Origin of the sequence: Clostridium sp. JN-9 (genome assembly GCF_004103695.1) — a bacterium.
Classification (GTDB): Bacteria; Bacillota; Clostridia; order Clostridiales; family Clostridiaceae; genus JN-9.
This window is the reverse complement of record NZ_CP035280.1, coordinates 1,799,175-1,823,822: the sequence shown is the minus strand read 5'-3', so window position 1 is coordinate 1,823,822 and position 24,648 is coordinate 1,799,175. Positions and strand designations below refer to the sequence as shown.

Genomic DNA, 24,648 nt, shown 5'->3' with positions numbered 1-24,648 from the left:
TGAGCTTTATAATTTCATTTAGTAAATCGCTATTTAAGCGAGCAAAAATACTGATGCTTCTACAGTTTTTTGAGAAGCTTAAATAGCTGATTTACTTTGAAATCTATTATTGAAAATTTTTTCTTAAAATTCTCCCGGAAGGGACAGAAAGGCATTGAACATGATGAAAAGAGAGTTCATGATCAAAGCGTAAGTTACATTAATATCAGCAATAATAAAGTCTGCGTTATTACAGCACTGGATTCACATAAAAATATTTATTCCAGAGCAGTTGGCACAGGACGTATGAATGCAATGGATATGGAAAATTATATTGGAAAAATATTAAATAAAAATAAGCAGGCAGTCTCAAGACCGAAAAGCTTTTTTGCCATGTTCTTTAAAAGAAAGAAAATAAGGGAGATTAATAAATTCCTTGATAATAGCTCTGAAGCAGTAAAATATAGATGTGACTGCATGGAATGGATATACCGTTTTAGAGGAGTAGCAACGAAATATTTAAATAATTATTTAAACTTATTCAAATTCTTAAAGAGTTCTAATTCTAATAATATTTCATCTACAATAAGTAAATTTATAGAAGCAATAAGTAAAATTAATATTCAAAATACATATATAAATATGAGGAATGCTGAAGTCAGTTTTAATTGACTTGTCCCTAACGGGAATTTGTTACTTTATCAACACTATTTAATAAAAGAGCCATATATCTAAAGCAGGAAAGATTAAAGAACAGACTTTAATCTTTGGGTTTTAAGGGGCAGCCTATCGGCTCTGGATTTTTCAAATCCTTTTTTAACTCTATTAGTTAAACTGAAATTAGAGCCATCCTTGGTTCTTAAAACGCATGATTCACTCAGCAAATTGAATTTTAAGATTTTCTGTAAGAAAATCAACATTATTTGTTCTTTAATCTTTAATCTTTAGTTTCAGCCTTCAATAAAAAATGAGCCTTGCATCAGCAGTTTTAACTGCTAATGCGACAGCCCCTTTATATATACAAGACTGAGTTACTACTATCTTCCCCTGCAACAAAGTATTCCAAGTATAATTAAAATACACCAGATGTTAGATCCTTGACTGCATCGGGAATTAGTAGTACAACAACAACAATTACGTTTATGGCTCATTATATTATCACTCCTTTTAATATAATTACCTGGGAGAGTAATAGCTTGTCTACTTTAATATATGCATACATTAATAATATGTTACATAATATAAATTTTTACATTTAAAGAATAAGCTGATCCTTTTATTCCTATATAAAAAATGCTGCCAATAATTATTAAAAAATTATTAAAAAAACATTAATAATTCCTATAATATTTTTATGGTAATATAATTATAAGATTATTAATTGTAGCATGCGATATGTACTTTGTGTAGTAATTAAAAGAAGGGAGCATTTTAGTCAAATGAATAGATCAGAAAGTGTATATGGGTGGGATAAATTATCAAAAATATTAATAGCAATAGGTTTACTATTTTGTTTATATAGATACGGTGCATTTATAGGTCTGCCAATTGTTATATATGCATTTTGGAGAACACAGTCTAAAAACATTATTAAAAGAACTCAGGAGGAAATGAATTTTGAAAACTTTTGCAGGAACATCCAATATTGGTTCTCCAGGGTTAAACAAAAAAGGCTTTTTTACAGATTTAATAACTCAATTAAACAGCTGATATCAAATTTATCGCAAAGAAAAGACTTCAAAATAACAAGATGTCCCCATTGTACACAAAAGTTAAGGTTGCCAAAGCATAAGGGAAATATAGTTGTCACATGTCCTAAATGCTCATTTCAATTCAAATATAGAACGTAAAATAAGGAGCCCTGCATTAGCAGTTAAAACTGCTGATGCAGGGCTCTTTTTTAATAATCATTAATAAAATGGTTAATATAATATTATAACAATATCAATAGTGCTATATATCACTATTGATATATGTATCAATAGTGATATAATAAAATTAATAAATTAAGGGAGGATAATAATTTGAGTAATATAGCTATAATTACTGATACAACCTGTGATTTGCCGGAAGAAATAATAAAACAATACAACATAAATGTACTACCATTCAGGATAATATATAAGGACAGGGAATATAGGGATAAATTCGAAATAACACCAGAAGAAGTATACAATAATTTAGCAACTGAAATACCTACTTCATCAATGCCTTCCATGGATGATATGGAAGAAATGTTTCATGAAATCGAAGAAAAAGGGTGCAAAGAGGTTATTGCAATTGTTCTATCTACAGGGTTATCTGGTATTTATAACGGTATTCAAGTTGTCAGTGAAAACCACCCAAATTTAAGGACATTTATTTGTGATTCTCAGTCTATTTCTGTTGGCGAAGGAGCTTTAGTTGTTGAATGTGCAAAGCTTGCTGAAAAAGGAAAAAGCTTCGATGAGATTATAGAAGCAATTCCTTCAATAAAGAAAAGAATACATTTGTTTTTTGTAGTTGGAACTTTAGAATATCTAAAAAAGGGAGGAAGAATTGGTAAAGTTTCAGGAACAATTGCAGAATTATTAAATATAAAACCAATTATCTCCATAGATAGCAAAGACGGAAAATATTTCACATATGACAAAGTAAGAGGGAAAAAACAAGCACTTAACAGACTTGTAAGCATTGGAGAGGAAATTTTAAGTAAAAATAAATGTTCCATTTATGTAATGCATGGTAATGGTGAAGAAGAAGCCAAAAAGGTATACATGCAAATTAAAGAAAAAACAAATGTAATCTCATCAACCTGGGGCGGATGTATAAGTCCTGTTTCAGGGGTTCACAGCGGTCCTGGTCTCATTGGCTTGGTATTGGTTGAGGAGCCGGACTAACATATGGCAAAATTTGATTCTGATTTAGACACTAAAGCTGAAGAAAAAAGACTGTATGAAGAATATAAGAAAAAGTTAGCTGAATTAAAAAAAGTTAAAAAGGAAAAAGAGGCTGTAGGACAAGTATTTACAAAAGGTCTTCTGCCATTATATGCACTATACATTTTAAGTTTAGGTGCTACAAATGGCAATGACTTAGCTCACCAGATAGGAGAGCATACTCATGCTTTATGGATTCCTAGTACAGGCGGGATATACCCAATTTTAAAAAAGCTGGAAAAGAATAAATTTGTAACAGGAAAATGGGATGATACAAAAAAGCAAATGCAAAAAATTTATACCATAACAGATGCAGGAAGAGCCGAATTAGATCATAAGAAAAAAATGCTAAAAGGTAAAATTGAAGAAGCATTACAGGTTTTTGAAATAGTATACAACGATTTATATAAAAAATAAATTTCTATTAAGAAAGGAATTTAAAATGAGAGAATTTGAAATAGTAACCGATTCCTGCTGTGATTTACCAATAAGCTATGTGAATGAAAAAAAAATAAATATTGTAAATTTAACATGTATTTTTCATGAGAAAGAATATATTGATGACTTTGGGAAAAGCTTAAGCTTTAAAGATTTTTATGATGGTATGGAAAGAGGTATTATTCCCAAAACATCTCAGCCTAGTACAGATGCTTTCTACACATTATTTACAAGGCTTATTAATGAAAATAAAGATATTCTTTATTTATGTGTTTCATCAGGCCTCAGCGGCACAATAAACAGTGCAAACATGGCAAGACAAATGGTGCTGGAAGAAAATAAAAAAGCAAATATATATATTTTAGATGTTTTAACTGCATCCTTAGGATTAGGATTGTGCGTAGTAAAAGCAATAGATCTTAAAGAATCAGGAAAGTCCATGGAAGAAATTATTAATTATTTTGAAGGAAATAAGCAGCATCTTAACACATACATGACAGTTGATGATTTGATCTATGTAAAAAGAGGGGGAAGAATATCCTCCACTGCAGCAATGTTTGGAATGGTTCTCCACATAAAACCTATTTTAACTTTAAATCATGAAGGCAGAGTAATACCAGTTTTAAAAGTCAGAGGAAGAAAAAAAGCTATTGATAAAATTTATGAAATAGTAGTAGAAAGAATTATTAACCCTGAGGAGCAGACAATATTTATAAGCCATGGTAACTGCCTTGATGAAGCAATTAGACTTAAAGAAAGAATTGAAAGCAGCATCAATGTAAAAGATTTTATAATAAGTGACATAGGACCAGTTGTTGGTACCTACGGAGGATCTGGAGCAATAGCAGTATTCTTCATTGGGAAGGAAAGACAGCACCATATAATTGAGCAGCTTTAGGTTAAAAAAATTGTAAAATCATTGTTTTTAAAGTATACTAATTATATAGCATATTCATGTTACCTTATATAAGGAGGCATTTTTATGGAGGATGAAAAATCTTGCGGAGCAGTGATTTTTATTAAAAATAAATCAAAAACTGAATTTTTAATAATACAAAGCACCAGAAGCAACTTTTGGGGATTTCCAAAAGGACATATGGAATTAAATGAAAATGAATATGAAACAGCTGCCCGTGAAATATATGAAGAAACCGGCCTTAAAGTTAGCTTTATAGATAATTTCAGGGAAGAAGTCAGTTATAATATAGGCAAAGATATAAAAAAAACTGTAGTTTTGTTTTTAGCCAAGGCAGACTCATTTGATATTTGCTGCCAGTTTGAAGAATTGAAAGGTTATGCATGGATGTGTTTTAATGATGCATATGACAAATTAAAATTTGAAAATCTAAAAAAAGTTTTATATAAAGCAAATAATTTTTTAATCAGCAATAATATTTAGATGCAATGTATATTGCATCTTTTTTGCAGAATAACGGTATTGTAAAGGAATGATGAAATGTGAACATAAAAAAATTTTTTAACGATAAACAAAAGCCGGATTTTATGGCTTTGGACTTTATAAAATATATTGGTCCTGGATTTTTAGTTGCTGTTGGATTTATTGACCCTGGAAATTGGGCATCAAATGTTTCTGCTGGAAGTGATTATGGCTATAAGCTGCTATGGATGGTTACATTATCAACAATAATGCTTATTATACTGCAGCATAATGCAGCACACCTTGGAATAACTACTGGTTATTGCCTTTCTGAAGCAGCAAGCATATTTATGAATAATAAAGTTTCAAAATTTGTGCTTTTCACTGCATTAGCTGCATCCGTGTCAACAGCTCTGGCAGAGTTATTAGGAGGTGCCATAGCATTAAATATGTTATTTCACTTACCTATAAAAATAGGTGCAATTATAATGGTAGTTGTAATCTTATGGATGCTATTTACTAATTCATATAAAAAACTTGAAAAGTGGATTATAGGTTTCGTATCAATTATAGGAGCTTCTTTCATTTTCGAATTAGCCATGGTTAATGTTACATGGAAGGAAGCAGCAATTGGCTGGGTTAAACCATCCATCCCCTCAGGTTCATTGCCAATTATTATGAGTGTTCTAGGTGCAGTTGTAATGCCTCATAATCTCTTTCTCCATTCAGAAGTTATTCAAAGCAGGCAGTGGAATTTGAAAGATAAAAAAATCATAAAGCATCAATTAAAATATGAGTTCTTAGATACATTACTTTCAATGATTATAGGCTGGGCTATTAACAGTGCAATGATAATTGTAGCTGCTGCCACATTCAACAGCCATGGAATTAAAGTAACTGAACTAAATCAGGCTCAGCAAATGCTGATACCTCTTATAGGCAGTTCTTCTGCAGTTGTTTTTGCTGTTGCACTATTATTTTCAGGAATTTCTTCTAGCATTACAGCAGGTATGGCAGGAGGAAGTATTTTTGCAGGGATATATAAAGAACCATATGATATTCATGATAAGCATACAAGTTATGGTGTACTAATTACAATATTAGCTGCAGGTATAATAATATTATTTATTTCAAATCCATTTAATGGATTAGTAATATCTCAAATGATATTAAGTATACAGCTGCCCATAACAATTATACTTCAGATATTTTTAACTTCATCAAAAAAGGTTATGGGTGAATTTGTAAATACTAAGCTGGATAAGATTTTATTAATAGTTACTGCAGCAATTGTAATAATACTGAATTTATTATTATTTGCTAATTTCTTAGGATTTAATTACTAAAGTCTACTAGATACAGTTAAAGGAAGTATTTAACAGCTGCATATTGACATATTATAATAAAAAATATATAATCAGATAATATATGAAATATTCATTGATAAGGACAGTACAGTTTATATTATTTTCTGTGTTCAGCGAGCAGGGATGGTGAGAGCCTGTAGAATAAATATTCTGGAAAAGAGCCTTTGAGAAGTTCATTAAGAAAGCTGTTAAAAGCATATATGAACCGTTAACTGCGTTAAAGTTTAAAGCTGGATTTATATAATGTATTTAGTTTATGAATCAAGTAGAGTGGTACCGCGGATATTTCCCGTCTCTTATTAATATATAAGAGACGGGTTTTTTATATTTAAGTTATGTTAAAATTACAACATTTTATTTGGAGGTGTATTTATGGATTATAAAAAAATAATATCAGAAAGAATTAAAGAAAATGTGGATTTAGATTTAAAGACTATAGAGGAATTAATAGAAGTACCGCCTAGAGCAGATATGGGAGATTATGCATTTCCATGTTTTCAGCTGGCAAAAGTATTTAAGAAATCACCTAATGCCATTGCTAAAGATTTAAGTGAAAAAATAAATAAAGATGGCTTTGAAAAAGTGGAGAATCTTGGGCCTTATCTTAATTTTTTTATGGATAAATCTTTATTCTCTAAAGATACAATTGAAAAAGTATTAAGTCAGGGTGATAAATATGGATCATCAAATGACGGCCAGGGCAGAAATATTACTATTGATTATTCATCACCTAACATTGCAAAGCCATTCCATGTAGGTCATTTATTTACTACTGCCATTGGAAATTCTCTATATAAAATATTAAATTTCGAGGGGTACCACAGCATTGGAATAAATCATCTAGGTGACTGGGGAACACAATTTGGAAAACTAATTTCAGCCTATAAAAGATGGTCAAATGATGAAGCTTTAAAAAAGGATCCTATAAAAGAATCATTAAGAATTTATGTAAAATTCCATGAAGAAGCAGAAAAAGATCCCAGCCTTAACGATGAGGCCAGGGGTTATTTTAAAAAGCTGGAAGATGGATGCGAAGAGGAAGTAACATTATGGAAAAAATTCAGGGATTTAAGCTTAGTTGAATTTAAAAGGATATATGATTTATTAGGTGTTGATTTTGATTATTATACTGGCGAAAGCTTTTATAATGATAAGATGGATGCAGTTGTAGAAGAAATTGATAAGAAGGGCTTATTAGTTGAAAGTAACGGAGCTAAAGTAGTAATGCTTGATGATTATAATATGCCGCCATGTATAATAAAAAAAGCAGATGGTGCAACAATATATGCTACAAGAGATCTGGCAGCAGCTATATATAGAAAAAAAACATATAACTTTTATAAGAGCATATATGTGGTTGGTATGGATCAATCACTTCATTTTAAGCAATTTTTTAAGGTACTTAAATTAATGGGATATGACTGGGCAGATGACTGCATACACATTGGCTTTGGCTTAGTAAGATTTACAGATAAAAAGCTGTCCACAAGAAAAGGAGACGTTATATTCTTAGAGGATTTATTAAATCAGTCTATAGAAAAGATACGTGAAATAATAAATGAGAAAAGCCCTGATTTAGAGGACAAAGAAACCGTTGCTAAAAAAGTTGGAGTAGGAGCAATGATATTTGCTTATCTGAGAAATAACAGAGAAAGAGATATTGTATTTGACTGGGATGAAATTTTAAGTTTTGAAGGAGAAACAGGACCATACGTTCAATATAGCTATGCCAGAGGGAAAAGCATATTGAGAAAGGCAGATAATATAGAAGGTCAGCCAGATTACTCAAAATTAAATTCAAAGGAGGAATTCGAGTTAGTAAAACTTTTGGCAGGTTTTAAAAATTCAATAGATCTGTCCATTGATAAACTTGAACCTTCAATTGTTACAAGATATGTAATAGAAGTTGCTAAGGCATTTAATAAATTTTATAATTCATGTAATATTTTAAACACTGAAGACACTGCAACCAAAGATGCAAGATTAAAACTAGTTGAAGCCGCATGTACAGTTATAAAAAATGCTCTATACTTAATTGGAATAGATGTAGTAGAGAAAATGTAATGTTTTTAATTCAATTATCTGGAATTACTTCAATTCGTAATTTGGGCGTAGCCCTCCAACCCTGCTATACTAAAGCCAAGGTTGGATCAAGAAGTTTCCTTACCTCTGCGGAGCAGCCAGCATACAATTGAATAAATTCAATAAAGGAAAATACGCCAAAATATTGACCAGAATATATTATAACTGACTTTTGCTTATCTTCTTTATAATTCTTAATAATTACAGGGAGGGACTTGCCTGAATACTTATTTCCCTCCTCCATGTTTTTGAATAGTTGAAAATACATGTAGCCAATGAGTGTCATAACTATATGAAAAGTTATAAAATTATATTTTGTACTCTTAAAATCTTCTAATTTCCAAAAGTCTTTTATTTGTCTATAGTCTTCTTCAATTTCTGGTCTTAGTTCATAAGTATTTATTATTTGTTTTGCAGTTTTATTTGTGTCTGTGGTTAAAAATACATAGTATTCATTATCTTTTTTATCATGAACGACACAGGCACACAAGTCAACATCTTTATCTGGTGTATTACTTTGCCACATCATACCTAGATCCTTAACCAGGTGTATTTCTTGAGTTTTCCTTTTCTTGTTAGGGTGTTTTTGCCACTTGTCTTCGGAGATTGCTATTTTTACAGCTTCTTGGTATATTGTCATGTTCTTTTTTGCAGGTACATATGTATCCACTTGCTTTTCAAGCTTCAAAATATTAATAACATCACGAGAAATAAATCCCCTGTCATTTATGAGAATATCTCCACTTTTTAAACATTTACTTTTTAAAATCATATTTCTACAAAGTTCTAAATCATGAGGCTTTATAGAATCAAAAACTATCTCTTCTATAATTCCGGAATCATCCATAAGACCTCTTAATGTTCCCATTTTATAACCACGAAGCACCTTTCCATCATCTTTTATAGTTTCAGAATTCTCATAATTTACATTATCTAAATTCACATGTATTTTAGTGCAATCAAGAATATGTATAGATGGAGCTATGTTAAGAGATGGCATAACTACATTTTGGACATAATTGTTATAAGACTCTATAAATTCCTCAGCATCATATTTTTGAATTAAATTTCTCATAACGCCTTCGGCGAATAACCCTTCTTCAAGGTTTTTATTGGTATCCCACATATTCCATCCTAGTTCAGATAATAACTCACCATCAGTCACAGCAAAGGCGACATCTGTCAGGCTGGTTTTAAGTTTCATCTTTGCTGTAATTGCTAACGCAATAAGTATATGAAATGGAATATGCTTATTTTGTTTTCTTTTATCTTTAAAACTTTCAGCCAATTTATCTATAAGTCCTATATTTTTCATTTTTAATACTATTGTATCTATAAGATTAGGGAAACTTACGTCAGCAGCATCAATCCTACCTTCTTTTATAGCTTCCAACACCTTATCTTTATCGTTTTTGCTTAATTGTAACATACAAACTATCTCCTTTTAATTATCATTAGTCTATATATATAATTCTATAAAAGATCTTAAAATCATTTTTAAAAGCTAAATATTATAGTACTTATTTTTAGAAATTTTCATATTACTTATTGAAGCTGGAATTAATAGCTGATTTACTTTGAAATCTATTTAGAGTATAATAATAAAAGACTTGTATTTATTTTGGAGGCTATACTATGGATTTAATGCAATTTAGTGATAGAGTAAAGGTTGAAGACTCAAAGTACAAAAAACTTATGATGAATAAAGTAGCCTTCTTTGATATTGAAACTACTGGTTTTAATAAAGATAAAGATTATATTATACTTATATCTTTGGGATATTTTAATGAGAAAAATAATTTTATCATTAAACAGTATTTCTCGGAAAGTATATCTGATGAAAGTAAAGTTTTAATTGATTTTTCAAAGGATCTTCTTGGATTTAATACATGGTGTTCTTATAATGGCATAGCATTTGATGCTCCTTTTATAGAAAGGAGAATGAAGGTGAACCAGATACCATTTAAAGAACCCCAGAATCATATTGATCTGTATAGGATGATAAGGCCATATTATAAGCAGTTAGGTTTGGAAAGATGTAATTTAAAAACTATTGAAAAGTATATTGGAATTTCCAGGGAGGATAAAATAGACGGAGGAGAAAGTATAGAATTATTTTGGCAGTATATTAAATTTAAAGATAACAAAGTAAAAGACAAAATAATGTTACACAACTACGAAGATGTTTTAAACCTGCCTAAAATTTATGAATTTGCTTATGATCTGACTATGAACAGTGATATAAAAAGAAGCGATTTAATTTCAGATAAACAGTTAGGTTATTTAAGGGCTTTAATTAAGAGAAATAACATAAGTCTTAATGCAGATATAAATAAAATATCAAAAAAATCAGCATCAAAAGTAATTGATTCAATATTAAAGGGTAATGATGACAGTGTATTTCTAGAAAATATAATTAATAATAGTTATTAAAAAGTTGCGCAAAATGCGCAACTTTCTATTTTTTTTGAACTTCTGATTTATATCTGCTGCAGTGAGCACTGCAGGATGCACAGTCACTACACTGACCTGAAGCGCTTTTCTTAATATTTTTAAACAGTATATATACTGCAAATGCTATAATTGCTGCAGTAATTATAATTTGTAAAAACATTCAATCACCATCCTAATTTATTTAATTATTAGTGCTCCTATATTATATACCAGAAAAGATACAACCCATGCTAAAACAAGCTGATATATTACTGAAAATGAGGCCATACGACCGCCATATTCCTTTTTCATCGTTGCTATTACAGATACACAAGGTGTATATAATAAAACAAAAACTAAAAAGCTGAAGGAAGACAATGGTGTAAAATATTTTGGTAAAATTGCAGGTAAATTACTCCCAAATATTACACCCATAGTTCCAACAATTACTTCCTTAGCCATAATCCCGGAAATCAAGGCAACTGATGTCTGCCAGGAGTAAAATCCTAAGGGCTTAAATATGGGGCTGATAAAGTTTCCAATAGAAGCTAAAAAGCTATTTTCGATTGATGACATACCATTAAAATTAAAGTTAGATAAGAGCCATACTATAACTGATACGCTAAAAATTATTGTACCTGCTTTTCTTAAAAAGCCTTTTCCTTTGTCCCAGGTATGCATTATCAGGTTTTTGAACTCTGGTAACTTATATTCCGGAAGTTCTATAATAAATGGTTCCTCATTTTTCTTAAATAAGGAATTTTTAAATATTAAGCCCATTATAAAAGCCATAATTATACCAAGCAAATATAATGAGAAAACAACATAAGTTTCTTTACCTTTAAAAAACACTGATGCAAATAATGCATATACGGGAAGCCTTGCATTACATGACATAAGAGGTACTAATAATGCAGTAAGCTTTCTGTCCTTTTCACTTTCCAATGTCCTGGAAGACATAACAGCTGGAACAGAGCATCCAAAGCCAATAATTAATGGAATAAAGGCCTTACCGGATAGTCCCATTTTTCTCATAACCTTGTCCATAATGAAAGCTGCACGAGCCATATACCCGCTATCCTCTAAAAATGATATACCTAAAAACAAAGCTAAAATAATGGGTAAAAAAACAATTACTGAACCAACGCCTCCAATAATTCCATCAATTATTAAAGATTTAAACCAATGGCTTGATGAGCCAAGTAAATTGCCAATAAAGGGAATAAAATATGTGTTCAAAAGGAATGTGAGATAATCTGAAAGAGGTTTTCCCACCCAGTTAAAAGTAAACTTGAAAATTAAAAATAATATAATAAAAAATAGTGGGTAAGCAACATATTTATTTAAAACTATTGAATCTATTTTCTCAGTATAAGAATGTTTATTAGTAGGTAAATTTGTTATACAATCACTTAAAATAGTTTCAATAAAAGAGTAGGCTTCCTTTTCGGTTTGCATTTGATAGTCATTATCATTACTATTAGTTAAAAAATCGCCGCTCTCCAGCAGTTTTACAAGTTCATCAGTTCCTTTTCCCTTTGAAGCTACAATAGGTACAACAGAAACTTTCAATTTTTCAGACAATAATTTATAGTCAATTTTTATGCCTTTATTTTCAGCTGCATCAATCATATTTAAAACAAGTATAATTGGTATATTAAATTGTTTTAACTGGGTAGTTAAATATAAATTCCTATCCAGATTAGATGCATCCACAATATTTATAATCACATCAGCCTTGCCATTGATCAAAAAGTCCTTTGAAACTTTTTCCTCATTAGAGAAGGTATCCATAGCATATATACCAGGTAAATCTACAATTTTTATTTTACTGTTTACAAATCCCTCTTTTTTTTCAACTGTAACACCTGCCCAATTTCCTACATATTGATCTGAGCCGGTGAGAAGATTAAATAAAGAGGTTTTTCCTACATTGGGATTGCCAAGCAAAGCAGCAGTAATCATTTATCATCCTCCTAGGTATTTCTTATTAGCCTTATTTAATATATATTTCTTTAGCATCACCCTTTCTAAGTGCCAGATTAAATCCTCTAATGCTTATTAGAACTGGATCTCCAAGTGGAGCGGAACCTTTTAAGCATATTTCTGTTCCTTCAATGCAGCCAAGAGCATATAATCTTTTTTTAAGCTTATCGTTAGTTTTCAAAATGTCCACATGACCTTTTTCACCGGGTTTTAAATCAACAACGCTCATTATAGCACCTCCTAATGAATATCATTCTCAATTACAGTTATATTTTACACCCTCATTATAAGGAATGTCAACAAATAATTTGCCACAGCCATAATTGATATGTAAAATAAAAAGTGATAATATTATTATTAATTTGAAATTTATATATTAATTTGAAAGGGGTATAGTTTTGGCAATTGGAGCGTTTTTTGATATTGATGGAACTTTATACAGAGAAGGATTGATAACAGAAGTCTTTAAAAAAATGATTAAATATGAAATAATTGAACCGGAAAGATGGTTTAAGGATGTTAAGCCGGATTATGACAGATGGGATAACCGTCAGGGAAATTATGACACCTATTTATTAAAAATGGCAGATATATATATTGATGCTATAAAAGGACTTCATAAAGCTCAAATAGAGTATATTGCAAATAAGGTAGTAGCACAAAAGGGTGACAGGGTATATACATTTACAAGAGATAAAATCAAATGGCATAAAAGCCAGGGGCATAAAATAATTACTATTTCCGGAAGCCCCTATGAATTAGTAAGAGAGATGGCTTGTAAGTATGGCTTTGATGATTACAGGGGATCAATTTACGAAATGGATGAAAATAATGTTTATACTGGTAAAGTTAAGCCAATGTGGGACAGCAAAAGCAAGCAAAAGGCAATACTTGAATTAGCAGATAAATATAATCTGGATTTAGAAAACAGTTATGCATATGGTGATACTTCCGGTGACTTTTCAATGTTCAAGCTTGTAAGGTATCCTACGGGAGTTAATCCAACAAAAGAACTAATTGATAAGGTATTAAATGATGATAAAGTGAAAAATAAAATAAGTATTGTTGTAGAAAGAAAAGATGTAGTATATAATTTAAATCCTGACTGTGTAAATACTTTTTAAAATTTATTATTTACACTGATTGGAAAGAGTGATATAAATTGATAATTAGAGAAGAAAATATTAAGCTGGATAACTTTAGTGATGATTTTGCATTAGACGTAGATAATAACAAGCTGTATAAGAATACATTGTTCTTTGACTTAGAACATTATGTGTATAAGGTTCCAATCTGCATAGGAGTATTTGGATGCTGTTATTACATTGAAGAGGGTAACAGTTTAAAGGTCACACAATATATGATTGAAAATGAAAATGATGCTAATGATATTTTAGCATTAGCAAAAGATTATTTCATTAATATGTATGAGCAGAATAATAAAAGATATATAGTAACTTTCTCAGGTAATAATGATTTCTCAGTTATAAATTATTTATTCAATAAGCATGAGATAAATTATACAATATTAGATCACTATTCAGAAATAGATCTGCAGAAATATTACGAAAACACTATGAAAAAATCTATTGGTCTAAAAAACTTAGAGAAAGAATTTAATATTAACAGAAGCAGTGAATTAATAAGCGGTCAGAACTTAGCAAAAACATTCAGTAAAATGGTGAAGGACTCAACTTATATTAAAAGAATGCCTGGGAGTAAAGTGGAAAAGATACTGCAATATAATAAGCAGGATGTGGTAAGTTTATTCTACATGGTAATTAATTGGGAGAAGTACGTGCAGCTGAGTGATTCATAAGAAGTAAACCTATTGGAATTTCCAATAATGTTTTAATGAAAGGCAAAGAGGTAAAATAATGTTTAGTCCAATTAAAAATACAAAAGTCTATGAACAGGTAATAGATCAAATAAAAGATATGATAGTTAATGGAAATCTTAAAAAGGGGGACAAACTTCCTTCTGAAAGGGAACTTGTTGAGCAGCTGCAGGTAAGCAGAACATCAATAAGAGAGGCATTAAGAGCCTTGCAGATTATTGGCCTTATAGAATGCAAGCAGGGAGAGGGCAATTTTATTAAGGAAAGCTTTGAAAGCAGCTTATATGAACCTTTATCAATAATGTTTATGCTGCAGGAAAGCACCCCTGAAGAAATTCTTGAGCTTAGAAAAGTAATGGAAATTGAAACTACAGCTTTAGCAGCTAAAAGAATAGATGATGATGAATTAGAACACATGAAAAGCTTAATTATGCAGTTTAAAAATAATAATGATGATTCTTCAAATGGTGTGAAAATAGATAAGGAATTTCATTATCTTATAGCACAATCAACAAAAAATTTGTTGATACTAAACATTTTAAATGCCGTTTCTTTATTAATTGATTCATTTATAAAAGATGCAAGGAAAAAAATATTGTCTGTTGAAGATAATAGAGATGTTCTTCTTCAGCAGCATGTAGATATATACAATGCTTTGAAGGAGCATAATCCAAAAAATGCTGCCATGTGCATGAGAAAGCATCTGGATTTCACAAATGAATGCATGACTTCAAATAAACAGGCTCAGTAGTAACATCATTGTATGTTCTTTATTATGCATATATTTAAGTATTTGAGGGAAAAATGTCTAATTAAATTTATAACTTGTTTAATAATCAAACTATAAAATAGAAATTCTATATAAAATAAGGTGTAATGATATTTAAAATGAAATGGAACTTGTTGAATATTATTGTTTATGGGGTATAATGATACTTAAGTGTAATATTTTGAATAGTAAGAATATTAGATTTTATTTTGCAGACCAACAAATAAAATTATTTAAATTACTTAATATTAAGCAGGGGGTAACAAAATGAAGATTATGTCAGACATTGAGATTGCACAAAATGCTAAATTACAGCACATAAAGGATATTGCAGCAAAGATTGGAATATCTGAGGATGATATTGAATATTATGGAAAATACAAAGCAAAAGTTAACTACAACTTATTAAAGGATGAATCAACAAACAGACATGGTAAACTTATACTTACAACTGCTATTAACCCTACACCAGCAGGAGAGGGAAAAACAACCACATCTATTGGAATAGCAGATGCACTTTCTAAATTGGGCAAAAAAGCAATAGTAGCTTTAAGAGAACCATCTTTAGGCCCTGTATTTGGAATTAAAGGAGGGGCTGCAGGCGGTGGATATGCTCAGGTAGTGCCAATGGAAGACATCAATCTGCATTTTACAGGTGATATTCATGCTATAGGAGCAGCCAATAATTTATTAGCTGCTATGATAGATAATCATATATATCAGGGGAATGCATTAGATATAGATCCAAGAAGAATAACATGGAGAAGATGTGTAGACATGAATGACAGGCAGCTTAGGTCCATAGTAAGCGGCCTGGGCGGTAAAGTTAATGGTATGCCTAGAGAAGACGGATTTGACATTACAGTTGCATCAGAAGTTATGGCTATTTTCTGCCTTGCAAAAGATATTACTGATTTAAAGGACAGACTTTCAAAAATAGTTATAGGCTATTCAAGAAGCGGCAATCCGGTAACTGCAGGCCAGCTTAATGCACAGGGTGCTATGGCAGCACTTCTGAAGGATGCATTAAAACCAAATCTTGTTCAGACTTTGGAAGGAACTCCTGCATTTATTCATGGAGGACCGTTTGCCAATATAGCCCATGGATGTAATTCATTAATGGCTACTAAAATGGCTCTTCATTTTGGGGATTATGTGGTTACAGAAGCAGGCTTCGGCGCCGACCTGGGTGCAGAAAAGTTTATTGACATTAAGTGCAGGATGGCTGGCTTAAAGCCTGATGCAGTTATAATTGTGGCAACGGTTAGAGCTTTAAAATATAACGGCGGCGTTCCAAAAAATGAATTGAGCAGTGAGAACCTTTCAGCATTAGAAAAAGGATTGCCAAATCTTTTAAAACATGTTGAAAATATAACAAAGGTTTTTGGATTACCTGCTGTAGTTGCATTAAATAAATTCCCAACAGATACAGAAAGTGAAATAAATCTTGTCGAGAAAAAGTGCAATGAATTAGGTGTTAATGTAAAAATATCAGATGTATGGGAAAAAGGTGGAGAAGGCGGAAAAGAAGTTGCCAATGAAGTATTAAAACTTATTGATAAGTCACAAAACAATTTTAAGTTCTGCTATGATGAAGAACTTCCTATTAAAGATAAGATAAAAGCTATTGCACAAAAAATATACGGAGCAGATGATGTAATTTATACAGCACAAGCTGAAAAAGAAATTGCTGAAATCGAAAAGAATGGATTTATACATACTCCTGTATGTATCGCTAAAACACAATATTCTTTAACAGATGATAAAACAAAACTTGGAAGACCAACTGGGTTTAATATTACCGTTAGACAGGTAACCATATCAGCAGGAGCTGGATTTGTTGTTGCAATTACAGGCAACATCATGAAAATGCCAGGACTTCCAAAATTCCCTGCTGCCGAAAAAATAGATGTTGATGAAAATGGAGTAATCAGCGGATTGTTCTAATGATTTTAAGAGGAGATTTTTATGGGTAATATTATTAATGGAAAGCCAGTTGCTGAAAAAATAACAAAAGACTTAATTAATAAAGTTAATGTTTTAAAATCCAAAGGCATAGTTCCAAAGCTTACTATTATGAGAGTTGGAAATAACGGAAGTGATTTAGCCTATGAAAAGGGTGCAGTGAAAAGAGCATCAATGATAGGCATTGAAACTGAAATAAAAGAATATCATAAAGAAATAAGTGAAAATGAATTTATTGAAGAATTAAAAAAAGAAAATGAAAATAAAAACACCAATGGCATACTGATATTCAGGCCTTTACCTAAACAATTAAGGGAAGATAAAATAAAATATGTAATTTCAGAGGATAAAGATGTAGACTGCTTCAGTCCATTTAATGTGGCAAAATTAATGGAAGGTGATAAATCAGGGTTTATCCCATGTACACCTGCTGCAGTAATAGAAACTTTGAAATATTATAATGTGCAGATGTCGGGCAAAAGAGCTGTGGTAATTGGCAGATCCATGGTGGTTGGTAAACCTGTTTCTATGCTTTTATTAAATGAAAACTGCACAGTAACAATATGTCACTCCAAAACTTCAGATATACAGGATATAACATCAAAGGCTGATATATTAATAGTGGGCATTGGCAAAGCAAACATGATTAATTCAGATTATATAAAAGAAAATGCAGTAGTAATAGATGTTGGAATTAATGTGGATCCTAATGGTAAAATATGCGGTGATGTTTATACAGAGGACTGCGTAAATAAAGCATCTATGATAACTCCTGTACCAGGTGGCATTGGTTCAATTACTACATCTGTATTATGCAAGCATGTAGTTGAAGCATGTATAAAACAAAATAATCTATAACTTTAATAGATAATAAAAATGGCTCCAGAAGAGCCATTTTTATTTTAGAATTTAATTGAAGTTATTATTTTTGTACAGCTTTAAGTTTTTCAATTCCAATTTTAATTCTTTTAATAGTTTCGTCTTTTCCTATAATTTCTGCTATTTCAAAAGCTCCACCAGGAGTAAATTGTTTTCCGGAAACGGCAGTTCTTACAGGCCATAGTACAACTCCGTTTTTAACTCCCAGTTCAGCTACTGTACTCATACATACATCTTGTACAGCATCAAAGCTCCACTGCTGAATCTGCTCAAGCTTTGGAAGGACCTTTTCCAAACTTACAAGTGAATTTTCATAATTTGTCTTCATCTTTTTGTGAACATACATATCAATTGAATATTCAGGAAGTTCATCTATGAAATCTATCATTTCAGGTATTTCACTGAGGACTTCACATCTGCTATGGAGAAGCTCTGATATTTTAATTAAATTATACTGTTTCTTTAGAGTTTTTTTATAATATGGAACAGCTAATTCATGAAATTGTTCCAGAGACATCTTTTTTATGTATTCACCATTCATCCATTTTAACTTGACACTGTCAAAAATAGCAGGAGATTTGCTTATATTATGATAATCAAATACTTCAACTAAGTCCTGAAGAGAAAATATTTCTTTCTCATTTCCAGGATTCCATCCTAAAAGAGAAATATAGTTTAAAACTGCTTCTTTTAAATATCCCTTTTCAAGCAAATCTTCAAATGATGCATCGCCATTTCTCTTACTTAATTTCTGATGTGCATCCTTCATTATTGGAGGACAATGTACATAAATTGGAACTTCCCAGCCAAAAGCTTCATACAATCTGTTATATTTTGGAGAAGATGATAAATATTCACTGCCTCTTACAACATGAGTGATTCCCATTAAGTGGTCATCAACAACGTTGGCAAAATTGTATGTAGGCATTCCATCAGATTTAATTAATATCATATCATCTAATTCTGAATTATCAACTGAGATTCTTCCATATATTTCATCATCAAAAGTAGTGGTTCCTGTATCAGGATTGTTTTGACGGATTACATATGGAATACCTGCTGCTAAGTTTTTTTCTATTTCTTCTTTTGAAAGGCCAAGGCAGTGCTTATCATATTTAAATGGTCTTTTAAGAGCTTCAGCATTTGTTCTTAAAATATCAAGCCTTTCCTTAGTACAAAAGCAGTAGTAAGCTTCTCCTTTTTCAATTAGTTTTTTAGCATATTTTAAATAAATATCTTTTCTTTCACTTTGAACATAAGGACCAACAGGGCCTCCTATATCGGGTCCTTCATCATGTTTAAGTCCTGTGATTTTTAATGTATTGTAAATTACATCAACAGCACCTTCTACAAATCTTTCCTGGTCAGTATCTTCAATTCTTAAAATAAAGTCACCATTATTATGCTTTGCAATTAAATATGCGTATAATGCAGTTCTTAAGTTACCTATATGCATATACCCAGTTGGGCTTGGTGCATATCTTGTTCTAACTTTGTTAGCCATTTTCTTCACTCCTATGTTTTAATTTGTGATAAAATTAAATAAATAAAAACCTTTCATCTGAAGATGAAAGGGATATACCCAAAATATGCAGAATACAACATCTGCACTATCTTAAATAATATAATATGGGTTCAGTCATGTCAAGATTGCGGGTATATTTTTTAAGTATAAACTAAGAAATAGGGGATAAATATGAAACAAAGAAGAATTACCAAAAACAGATCCATAAAATCAGGATATCAGCCAGGGACTTTAATACATATTGGAAATCATATTAATAATAATATAAAAATACAATTAATACGTTTCAATAACAGCTTTTTTGATCAGGCTGAAATAAAAGACGTACCTGAAAAAATAGATAATAATTTAGTAACCTGGGTAAATATTGATGGATTAAATGATATTGACTTAATTAAGGAAATAGGAACAAAATTTTCAATTCACCCTTTAGTACTGGAAGATATTTTAAATACAAATCAAAGGCCTAAAGTAGATGAATATAAGGGATATGTACTTATTACCCTGAAAATAGCCATATATAATGAAGAATCTGAAAAGACAAATTTAGAGCAGCTAAGCCTGATTTTAGGTAAAAATTATTTAATATCCTTTCAGGAAAGAAAAAGCAATGTATTTCAGCCAATAATTAAAAGATTAAGAAATTCAAAGGGGTCATTTAGAAGTTTAGGAGCAGATTATCTGTGTTATACAATAATAGATACTGTTGTGGATAATTACTTTTCAGCCCTTGAAAGTATAGAAGATAAGATTGATCTATTTGAGGATAATGTAATAAATAATGTTTCCAGGGATACATTAAAAGAAATATATGAGTTAAAAAGGGAGATGATTATTTTCAGAAAGGCTGTATGGCCATTAAGAGAAGTGGTTAATTCCCTGCAGAGAGGTGATTTGCCCAATATAAATGAATCTACATTAGTATACTTCAAAGATGTAAATGATCATGTATATGAAATTATTGATACATCTCAATTATTTATTGATATTATTACTGGAATGCTTGACACCTATCTTTCAAGTATAAGCAATAAGATGAATGAAGTTATGAAGTTTTTAACTATTTTCTCCACCATATTTATTCCTGCAACTTTTTTAGCTGGAGTTTATGGCATGAATTTTAAAAATATGCCTGAGCTGTCCTGGCAGTATTCATATCCAATGTTTTGGATAATTATTACGATTATATCCATAATCATGATTAGATATTTTAGAAAAAAGAAGTGGATGTAAATTGTTACATAAAAGCATACATAAACTTTGAATGTAAGTTCATGTATGCTTACTTTCCTGAAATTATAATATTATTGGCATTTATCTAAAACCTGCTTAATCTTTGCCAAAATTTCTTCTTTATTTTCTCCCTCAATATTATTATAGCTGTCAAGAATTTTATAAATTTCATTTTTTACTTTTGATTCTCCAAAAGGCAGATTTGTATCAAATGTATCACCTAACTTAGGACAAAATACATTGTATCCTTCACTCATTATTAAATCTTTAAAAGACTCCCTTTCCTCATTGTCTCCATGAATTAAGATTACCTTCTTAGGTTTTTCCTTAAAGCCATGAAGCCATCTTAATAATCCGCTTCTGTCAGCGTGGCCGGAAAGTCCAGGCAGATTAATAATTTTAGCATTTACAGCTATTTCTTCTCCAAATAACTTTACCTTTCTTGCTCCATCAATCAATGCTCTTCCAAGGGTACCTTCAGCCTGATAGCCCACAAATACTATGGAACATTCCCTTCTCCATAAATTATGCTTCAAATGATGTCTTATCCTGCCTGCATCACACATGCCGCTGGCAGAAATAATTACAGCACCAGTTGTAATTTTATTTAACTTCATTGAGTCTTCTGCAGATTTAGTAAATTTCAAGCCCTCAAATTTCAATGGATCATCTCCACGCTGCAGTATTTTTAATGCATCCTCATCATAATATTTTCTATAATCCTCAAATATCTTAGTTGCTTCATCAGCCAAAGGGCTATCCACATAAACATTTATATCCTTTAAAACCCTATCTTCAATGTAATTATTGAGTTCATACAAAACTTCCTGCGTTCTTCCAACAGCAAATGACGGTATTATAACATTTCCGCCTTTTTTCATGGTGCTTTTAATAATATCTACTAAGCCGAATACCTGGCTTTGAATTTTTTCATGATCTCTGTTTCCATAAGTTGTTTCCATTAATAGATAATCTGTATCCTCTATTAAAGCAGGATCTTTTAATAGGGGAATATTTATATTACCCAAGTCTCCAGAATAAACTAATTTAATATTATTTCCATTTTCATTAATAAATAATTCAATAATTGCAGAACCTAATAAATGCCCTGCATCCCTAAATCTTATTTTAAGTCCGTCAAATATTTCTATAATAGAATCATAAGGATATCCGCTAATTAAATATGATGATAATTCAGCAATTTTTGCAGTATAAAGGGGCTCGATAGGATCCAAGCCTTGTCTTTGCCTTTTCCTGTTTTTCCATTCCACTTCCTGTTCCTGAATGTGGCCGCTGTCTATGAGCATAACCCTGGCTAAATCTCTTGTAGCTTCTGTACAGTATATTTTTCCCTTAAAGCCCTGTTTATAAAGCAGGGGAATTCTGCCAATATGATCTATGTGTGCATGTGATATGAGAATATAATCTACATCTTTCGGGTTGAAGCTGAAAGTTTCATTGCCATAATCCTTTTCATCTTTTCCCTGGTATAATCCGCAGTCAAGCAGAACAAGCTTTCCATTTATTTTTAAAGCATGGCATGATCCAGTTACACTGCCCGCTGCACCACAAAAGTCTATTTTCATTTGTATGCCCTCCTTACAATATTTTGTATATATTATACTACATAAACTGAAGATTCAAAATAAATACTTTTCAAAAGCATTCTTCTGCAAATATATTCAGAATATTTTGTAAACGTTTTGTAATTCAAATTAACCATTTATGTAATAAATAGCATTGCATTTTAGGTTAATATTTAGGTATAGATTAAATGTGTTTTTGATGAAAGGTGGAGGGTATATGTTTGAAAATAATAAAGAAAATAGTGAATTTTCAGGATTATCCATTGGATTAATACTTGGAATGCTCATCGGAGTGGCTATTGGTTTATTTTCAAAAAATACATATAGAATTATTATAATTTTTTCCTGCCTGGGTGGTTTAATTGGAATCTTTTTTAATAAGCTGAGAATTTATAAAATAGAAAATTAAATATTTATATGAATAATGTTTCTAAAATGAAAGATAATATGCTTATAAATTATTTTAGGAGTGATTATTTTGGCTAAAAAAGGTACAAAAAGGCCTTCTCAGGAAGAGAACCAACCAGTTCAATATAAGAAAAGCGAAAAGGATGTCAGTGCAAAGTCTGTAACAGAAACAAAAAAGTAAATATATAATCTAAAAGCTGTAATACGTATATTACGGCTTTTATAGATATATAAAATTATATGGTTATGAATTTTAACACGTTGAATATATTTAGTTATATATAATAAAATATTTTTAAGGTGATTAAAATGAGGGTAACTAAAAAATTAATTTTTACTTTTTTTATATCAGTTTTTATTGTCATTGCTTCTGCAATTATTATAATAAATCTTCAATTCGTAATTTGGGCGTAGCCCTCCAACCCTGCTATACTAAAGCCAAGGTTGGATCAAGAAGTTTCCTTACCTCTGCGGAGCAGCCAGCATACAATTGAATAAATTCAATAAAGGAAAATACGCCAAAATATTGACCAGAATATATTATAACTGACTTTTGCTTATCTTCTTTATAATTCTTAATAATTACAGGGAGGGACTTGCCTGAATACTTATTTCCCTTCTCCATGTTTTTGAATAGTTGAAAATACATGTAGCCAATGAGTGTCATAACTATATGAAAAGTTATAAAATTATATTTTGTACTCTTAAAATCTTCTAATTTCCAAAAGTCTTTTATTTGTCTATAGTCTTCTTCAATTTCTGGTCTTAGTTCATAAGTATTTATTATTTGTTTTGCAGTTTTATTTGTGTCTGTGGTTAAAAATACATAGTATTCATTATCTTTTTTATCATGAACGACACAGGCGCACAAGTCAACATCTTTATCCGGTGTATTACTTTGCCACATCATACCTAGATCCTTAACCAGGTGTATTTCTTGAGTTTTCCTTTTCCTGTTAGGGTGTTTTTGCCACTTGTCTTCGGAGATTGCTATTTTTACAGCTTCTTGGTATATTGTCATGTTCTTTTTTGCAGGTACATATGTATCCACTTGCTTTTCAACCTTCAAAAAATTAATAACATCACGAGAAATAAATCCCCTGTCATTTATGAGAATATCTCCACCTTTTAAACATTTACTTTTTAAAATCATATTTCTACAAAGTTCTAAATCATGAGGCTTTATAGAATCAAAAACTATCTCTTCTATAATTCCCGAATCATCCATAAGACCTCTTAATGTTCCCATTTTATAACCACGAATCACTTTTCCATCATCTTTTATAGTTTCAGAATTTTCATAATTTACATTATCTAAATTCACATGTATTTTAGTGCAATCAAGAATATGTATAGATGGAGCTATGTTAAGAGATGGCATAACTACATTTTGGACATAATTATTATAAGACTCTATAAATTCCTCAGCATCATATTTTTGAATTAAATTTCTCATAACGCCTTCGGCGAATAACCCTTCTTCAAGGTTTTTATTGGTATCCCACATATTCCATCCTAGTTCAGATAATAACTCACCATCAGTCACAGCAAAGGCGACATCTGTCAAGCTGGTTTTAAGCTTCATCTTTGCTGTAATTGCTAACGCAATAAGTATATGAAATGGAATATGTTTATTTTGTTTTCTCTTATCTTTAAAACTTTCAGCCAATTTATCTATAAGTCCTATATTTTTCATTTTTAATACTATTGTATCTATAAGATTAGGGAAACTTACGTCAGCAGCATCAATCCTACCTTCTTTTATAGCTTCCAACACCTTATCTTTATCGTTTTTGCTTAATTGTAACATACAAACTATCTCCTTTTAATTATCATTAGTCTATATGTATAATTCTATAAAAGAT

General features: G+C 30.7%; 23 protein-coding genes and 1 other annotated feature. Of the genes, 16 read left to right on the top strand and 7 right to left on the bottom strand.

The annotated features are described in order from the left end of the window. The first annotated feature begins 96 nt into the window (after positions 1-96). From EQM05_RS08755 to argS, 8 genes are all read left to right on the top strand, one after another. Positions 97-651: a hypothetical protein gene (locus EQM05_RS08755; protein WP_128749688.1), complete on the top strand. Its 555-nt coding sequence runs from the start codon at positions 97-99 to the stop codon at positions 649-651. 767 nt (positions 652-1,418) lie between these two features. After that, positions 1,419-1,829 carry a hypothetical protein gene (locus EQM05_RS08750; protein WP_128749687.1) on the top strand — a complete coding sequence of 137 codons (411 nt, stop codon included), beginning with the start codon at positions 1,419-1,421 and terminating at the stop codon, positions 1,827-1,829. A gap of 174 nt (positions 1,830-2,003) precedes the next feature. Continuing rightward, complete coding sequence (locus EQM05_RS08745; RefSeq protein WP_128749686.1) at positions 2,004-2,858, top strand: DegV family protein; 855 nt, start codon at positions 2,004-2,006, stop codon at positions 2,856-2,858. A gap of 3 nt (positions 2,859-2,861) precedes the next feature. Further along, positions 2,862-3,314, top strand: a complete 453-nt coding sequence (locus EQM05_RS08740) for a PadR family transcriptional regulator (protein WP_128749685.1) — start codon at positions 2,862-2,864, stop codon at positions 3,312-3,314. Positions 3,315-3,339: 25 nt separating this feature from the next. Beyond that, entirely contained in the window at positions 3,340-4,233 is an 894-nt protein-coding gene (locus EQM05_RS08735) for a DegV family protein (protein ID WP_128749684.1), read from the top strand. Positions 4,234-4,317: 84 nt separating this feature from the next. Continuing rightward, positions 4,318-4,734: an NUDIX domain-containing protein gene (locus EQM05_RS08730; RefSeq protein ID WP_128749683.1), complete on the top strand. Its 417-nt coding sequence runs from the start codon at positions 4,318-4,320 to the stop codon at positions 4,732-4,734. Between the two features lie 104 nt (positions 4,735-4,838). Continuing rightward, a complete protein-coding gene (locus EQM05_RS08725) occupies positions 4,839-6,059 on the top strand; it encodes an Nramp family divalent metal transporter (protein WP_128751078.1) in 1,221 nt (406 codons plus the stop codon). Positions 6,060-6,144: 85 nt separating this feature from the next. Continuing rightward, positions 6,145-6,380, top strand: a binding site (T-box leader). Between the two features lie 72 nt (positions 6,381-6,452). After that, positions 6,453-8,144, top strand: a complete 1,692-nt coding sequence (gene argS / locus EQM05_RS08720) for an arginine--tRNA ligase (RefSeq protein ID WP_128749682.1) — start codon at positions 6,453-6,455, stop codon at positions 8,142-8,144. 64 nt (positions 8,145-8,208) lie between these two features. Here the strand turns inward: argS and EQM05_RS08715 are convergent, their stop codons facing one another. Continuing rightward, positions 8,209-9,591, bottom strand: coding sequence for a transposase (locus EQM05_RS08715; protein ID WP_128749681.1), 1,383 nt, complete (start codon positions 9,589-9,591; stop codon positions 8,209-8,211). A 206-nt stretch (positions 9,592-9,797) separates the two neighbouring features. Between EQM05_RS08715 and EQM05_RS08710 the strand changes: the two genes are divergently transcribed. Beyond that, complete coding sequence (locus EQM05_RS08710) at positions 9,798-10,595, top strand: ribonuclease H-like domain-containing protein (protein ID WP_128749680.1); 798 nt, start codon at positions 9,798-9,800, stop codon at positions 10,593-10,595. Between the two features lie 25 nt (positions 10,596-10,620). Here the strand turns inward: EQM05_RS08710 and EQM05_RS08705 are convergent, their stop codons facing one another. The 3 genes from EQM05_RS08705 to EQM05_RS08695 are packed head-to-tail and all read right to left on the bottom strand — an operon-like array spanning position 10,621 to position 12,810. After that, positions 10,621-10,776, bottom strand: a complete 156-nt coding sequence (locus tag EQM05_RS08705; RefSeq protein ID WP_128749679.1) for a FeoB-associated Cys-rich membrane protein — start codon at positions 10,774-10,776, stop codon at positions 10,621-10,623. 17 nt (positions 10,777-10,793) lie between these two features. Next, the gene (feoB, locus tag EQM05_RS08700; RefSeq protein ID WP_128749678.1) at positions 10,794-12,560 is read right to left on the bottom strand and encodes a ferrous iron transport protein B; all 1,767 of its coding nucleotides are present in this window, start codon (positions 12,558-12,560) and stop codon (positions 10,794-10,796) included. Positions 12,561-12,591: 31 nt separating this feature from the next. Next, positions 12,592-12,810: a ferrous iron transport protein A gene (locus EQM05_RS08695; RefSeq protein WP_128749677.1), complete on the bottom strand. Its 219-nt coding sequence runs from the start codon at positions 12,808-12,810 to the stop codon at positions 12,592-12,594. Positions 12,811-12,979: 169 nt separating this feature from the next. Here EQM05_RS08695 and EQM05_RS08690 point away from each other — a divergent pair, with 169 nt between their 5' ends. The 5 genes from EQM05_RS08690 (at position 12,980) to EQM05_RS08670 (ending at position 18,010) form a co-directional block, all read left to right on the top strand. After that, the gene (locus EQM05_RS08690) at positions 12,980-13,705 is read left to right on the top strand and encodes an HAD-IB family hydrolase (protein ID WP_128749676.1); all 726 of its coding nucleotides are present in this window, start codon (positions 12,980-12,982) and stop codon (positions 13,703-13,705) included. A 59-nt stretch (positions 13,706-13,764) separates the two neighbouring features. Further along, positions 13,765-14,400, top strand: coding sequence for a ribonuclease H-like domain-containing protein (locus EQM05_RS08685; protein WP_164917327.1), 636 nt, complete (start codon positions 13,765-13,767; stop codon positions 14,398-14,400). Between the two features lie 58 nt (positions 14,401-14,458). Then, positions 14,459-15,169 carry a FadR/GntR family transcriptional regulator gene (locus tag EQM05_RS08680; protein WP_128749674.1) on the top strand — a complete coding sequence of 237 codons (711 nt, stop codon included), beginning with the start codon at positions 14,459-14,461 and terminating at the stop codon, positions 15,167-15,169. Between the two features lie 285 nt (positions 15,170-15,454). Then, positions 15,455-17,134 carry a formate--tetrahydrofolate ligase gene (locus tag EQM05_RS08675; RefSeq protein WP_128749673.1) on the top strand — a complete coding sequence of 560 codons (1,680 nt, stop codon included), beginning with the start codon at positions 15,455-15,457 and terminating at the stop codon, positions 17,132-17,134. 21 nt (positions 17,135-17,155) lie between these two features. Continuing rightward, on the top strand, positions 17,156-18,010 hold the full coding sequence (locus tag EQM05_RS08670; RefSeq protein ID WP_128749672.1) for a tetrahydrofolate dehydrogenase/cyclohydrolase catalytic domain-containing protein: 855 nt from the start codon (positions 17,156-17,158) through the stop codon (positions 18,008-18,010). 64 nt (positions 18,011-18,074) lie between these two features. On the opposite strand, the gene gltX is transcribed toward EQM05_RS08670, so the two are convergent. Beyond that, positions 18,075-19,535 (bottom strand): glutamate--tRNA ligase, encoded by a 1,461-nt coding sequence (gene gltX, locus EQM05_RS08665; RefSeq protein WP_128749671.1) that lies wholly within the window; start codon positions 19,533-19,535, stop codon positions 18,075-18,077. A 192-nt stretch (positions 19,536-19,727) separates the two neighbouring features. On the opposite strand from gltX, the gene corA reads away from it, so the two are divergent. Continuing rightward, complete coding sequence (gene corA / locus EQM05_RS08660) at positions 19,728-20,789, top strand: magnesium/cobalt transporter CorA (protein WP_128749670.1); 1,062 nt, start codon at positions 19,728-19,730, stop codon at positions 20,787-20,789. Between the two features lie 71 nt (positions 20,790-20,860). Here corA and EQM05_RS08655 read toward each other — a convergent pair whose 3' ends face one another. Beyond that, on the bottom strand, positions 20,861-22,375 hold the full coding sequence (locus EQM05_RS08655; RefSeq protein WP_128749669.1) for an MBL fold metallo-hydrolase: 1,515 nt from the start codon (positions 22,373-22,375) through the stop codon (positions 20,861-20,863). Positions 22,376-22,592: 217 nt separating this feature from the next. Between EQM05_RS08655 and EQM05_RS08650 the strand changes: the two genes are divergently transcribed. Next, entirely contained in the window at positions 22,593-22,784 is a 192-nt protein-coding gene (locus EQM05_RS08650) for a hypothetical protein (RefSeq protein WP_128749668.1), read from the top strand. 426 nt (positions 22,785-23,210) lie between these two features. Here the strand turns inward: EQM05_RS08650 and EQM05_RS15760 are convergent, their stop codons facing one another. Further along, the gene (locus EQM05_RS15760; RefSeq protein WP_164917246.1) at positions 23,211-24,593 is read right to left on the bottom strand and encodes a transposase; all 1,383 of its coding nucleotides are present in this window, start codon (positions 24,591-24,593) and stop codon (positions 23,211-23,213) included. Positions 24,594-24,648: the final 55 nt, after the last annotated feature.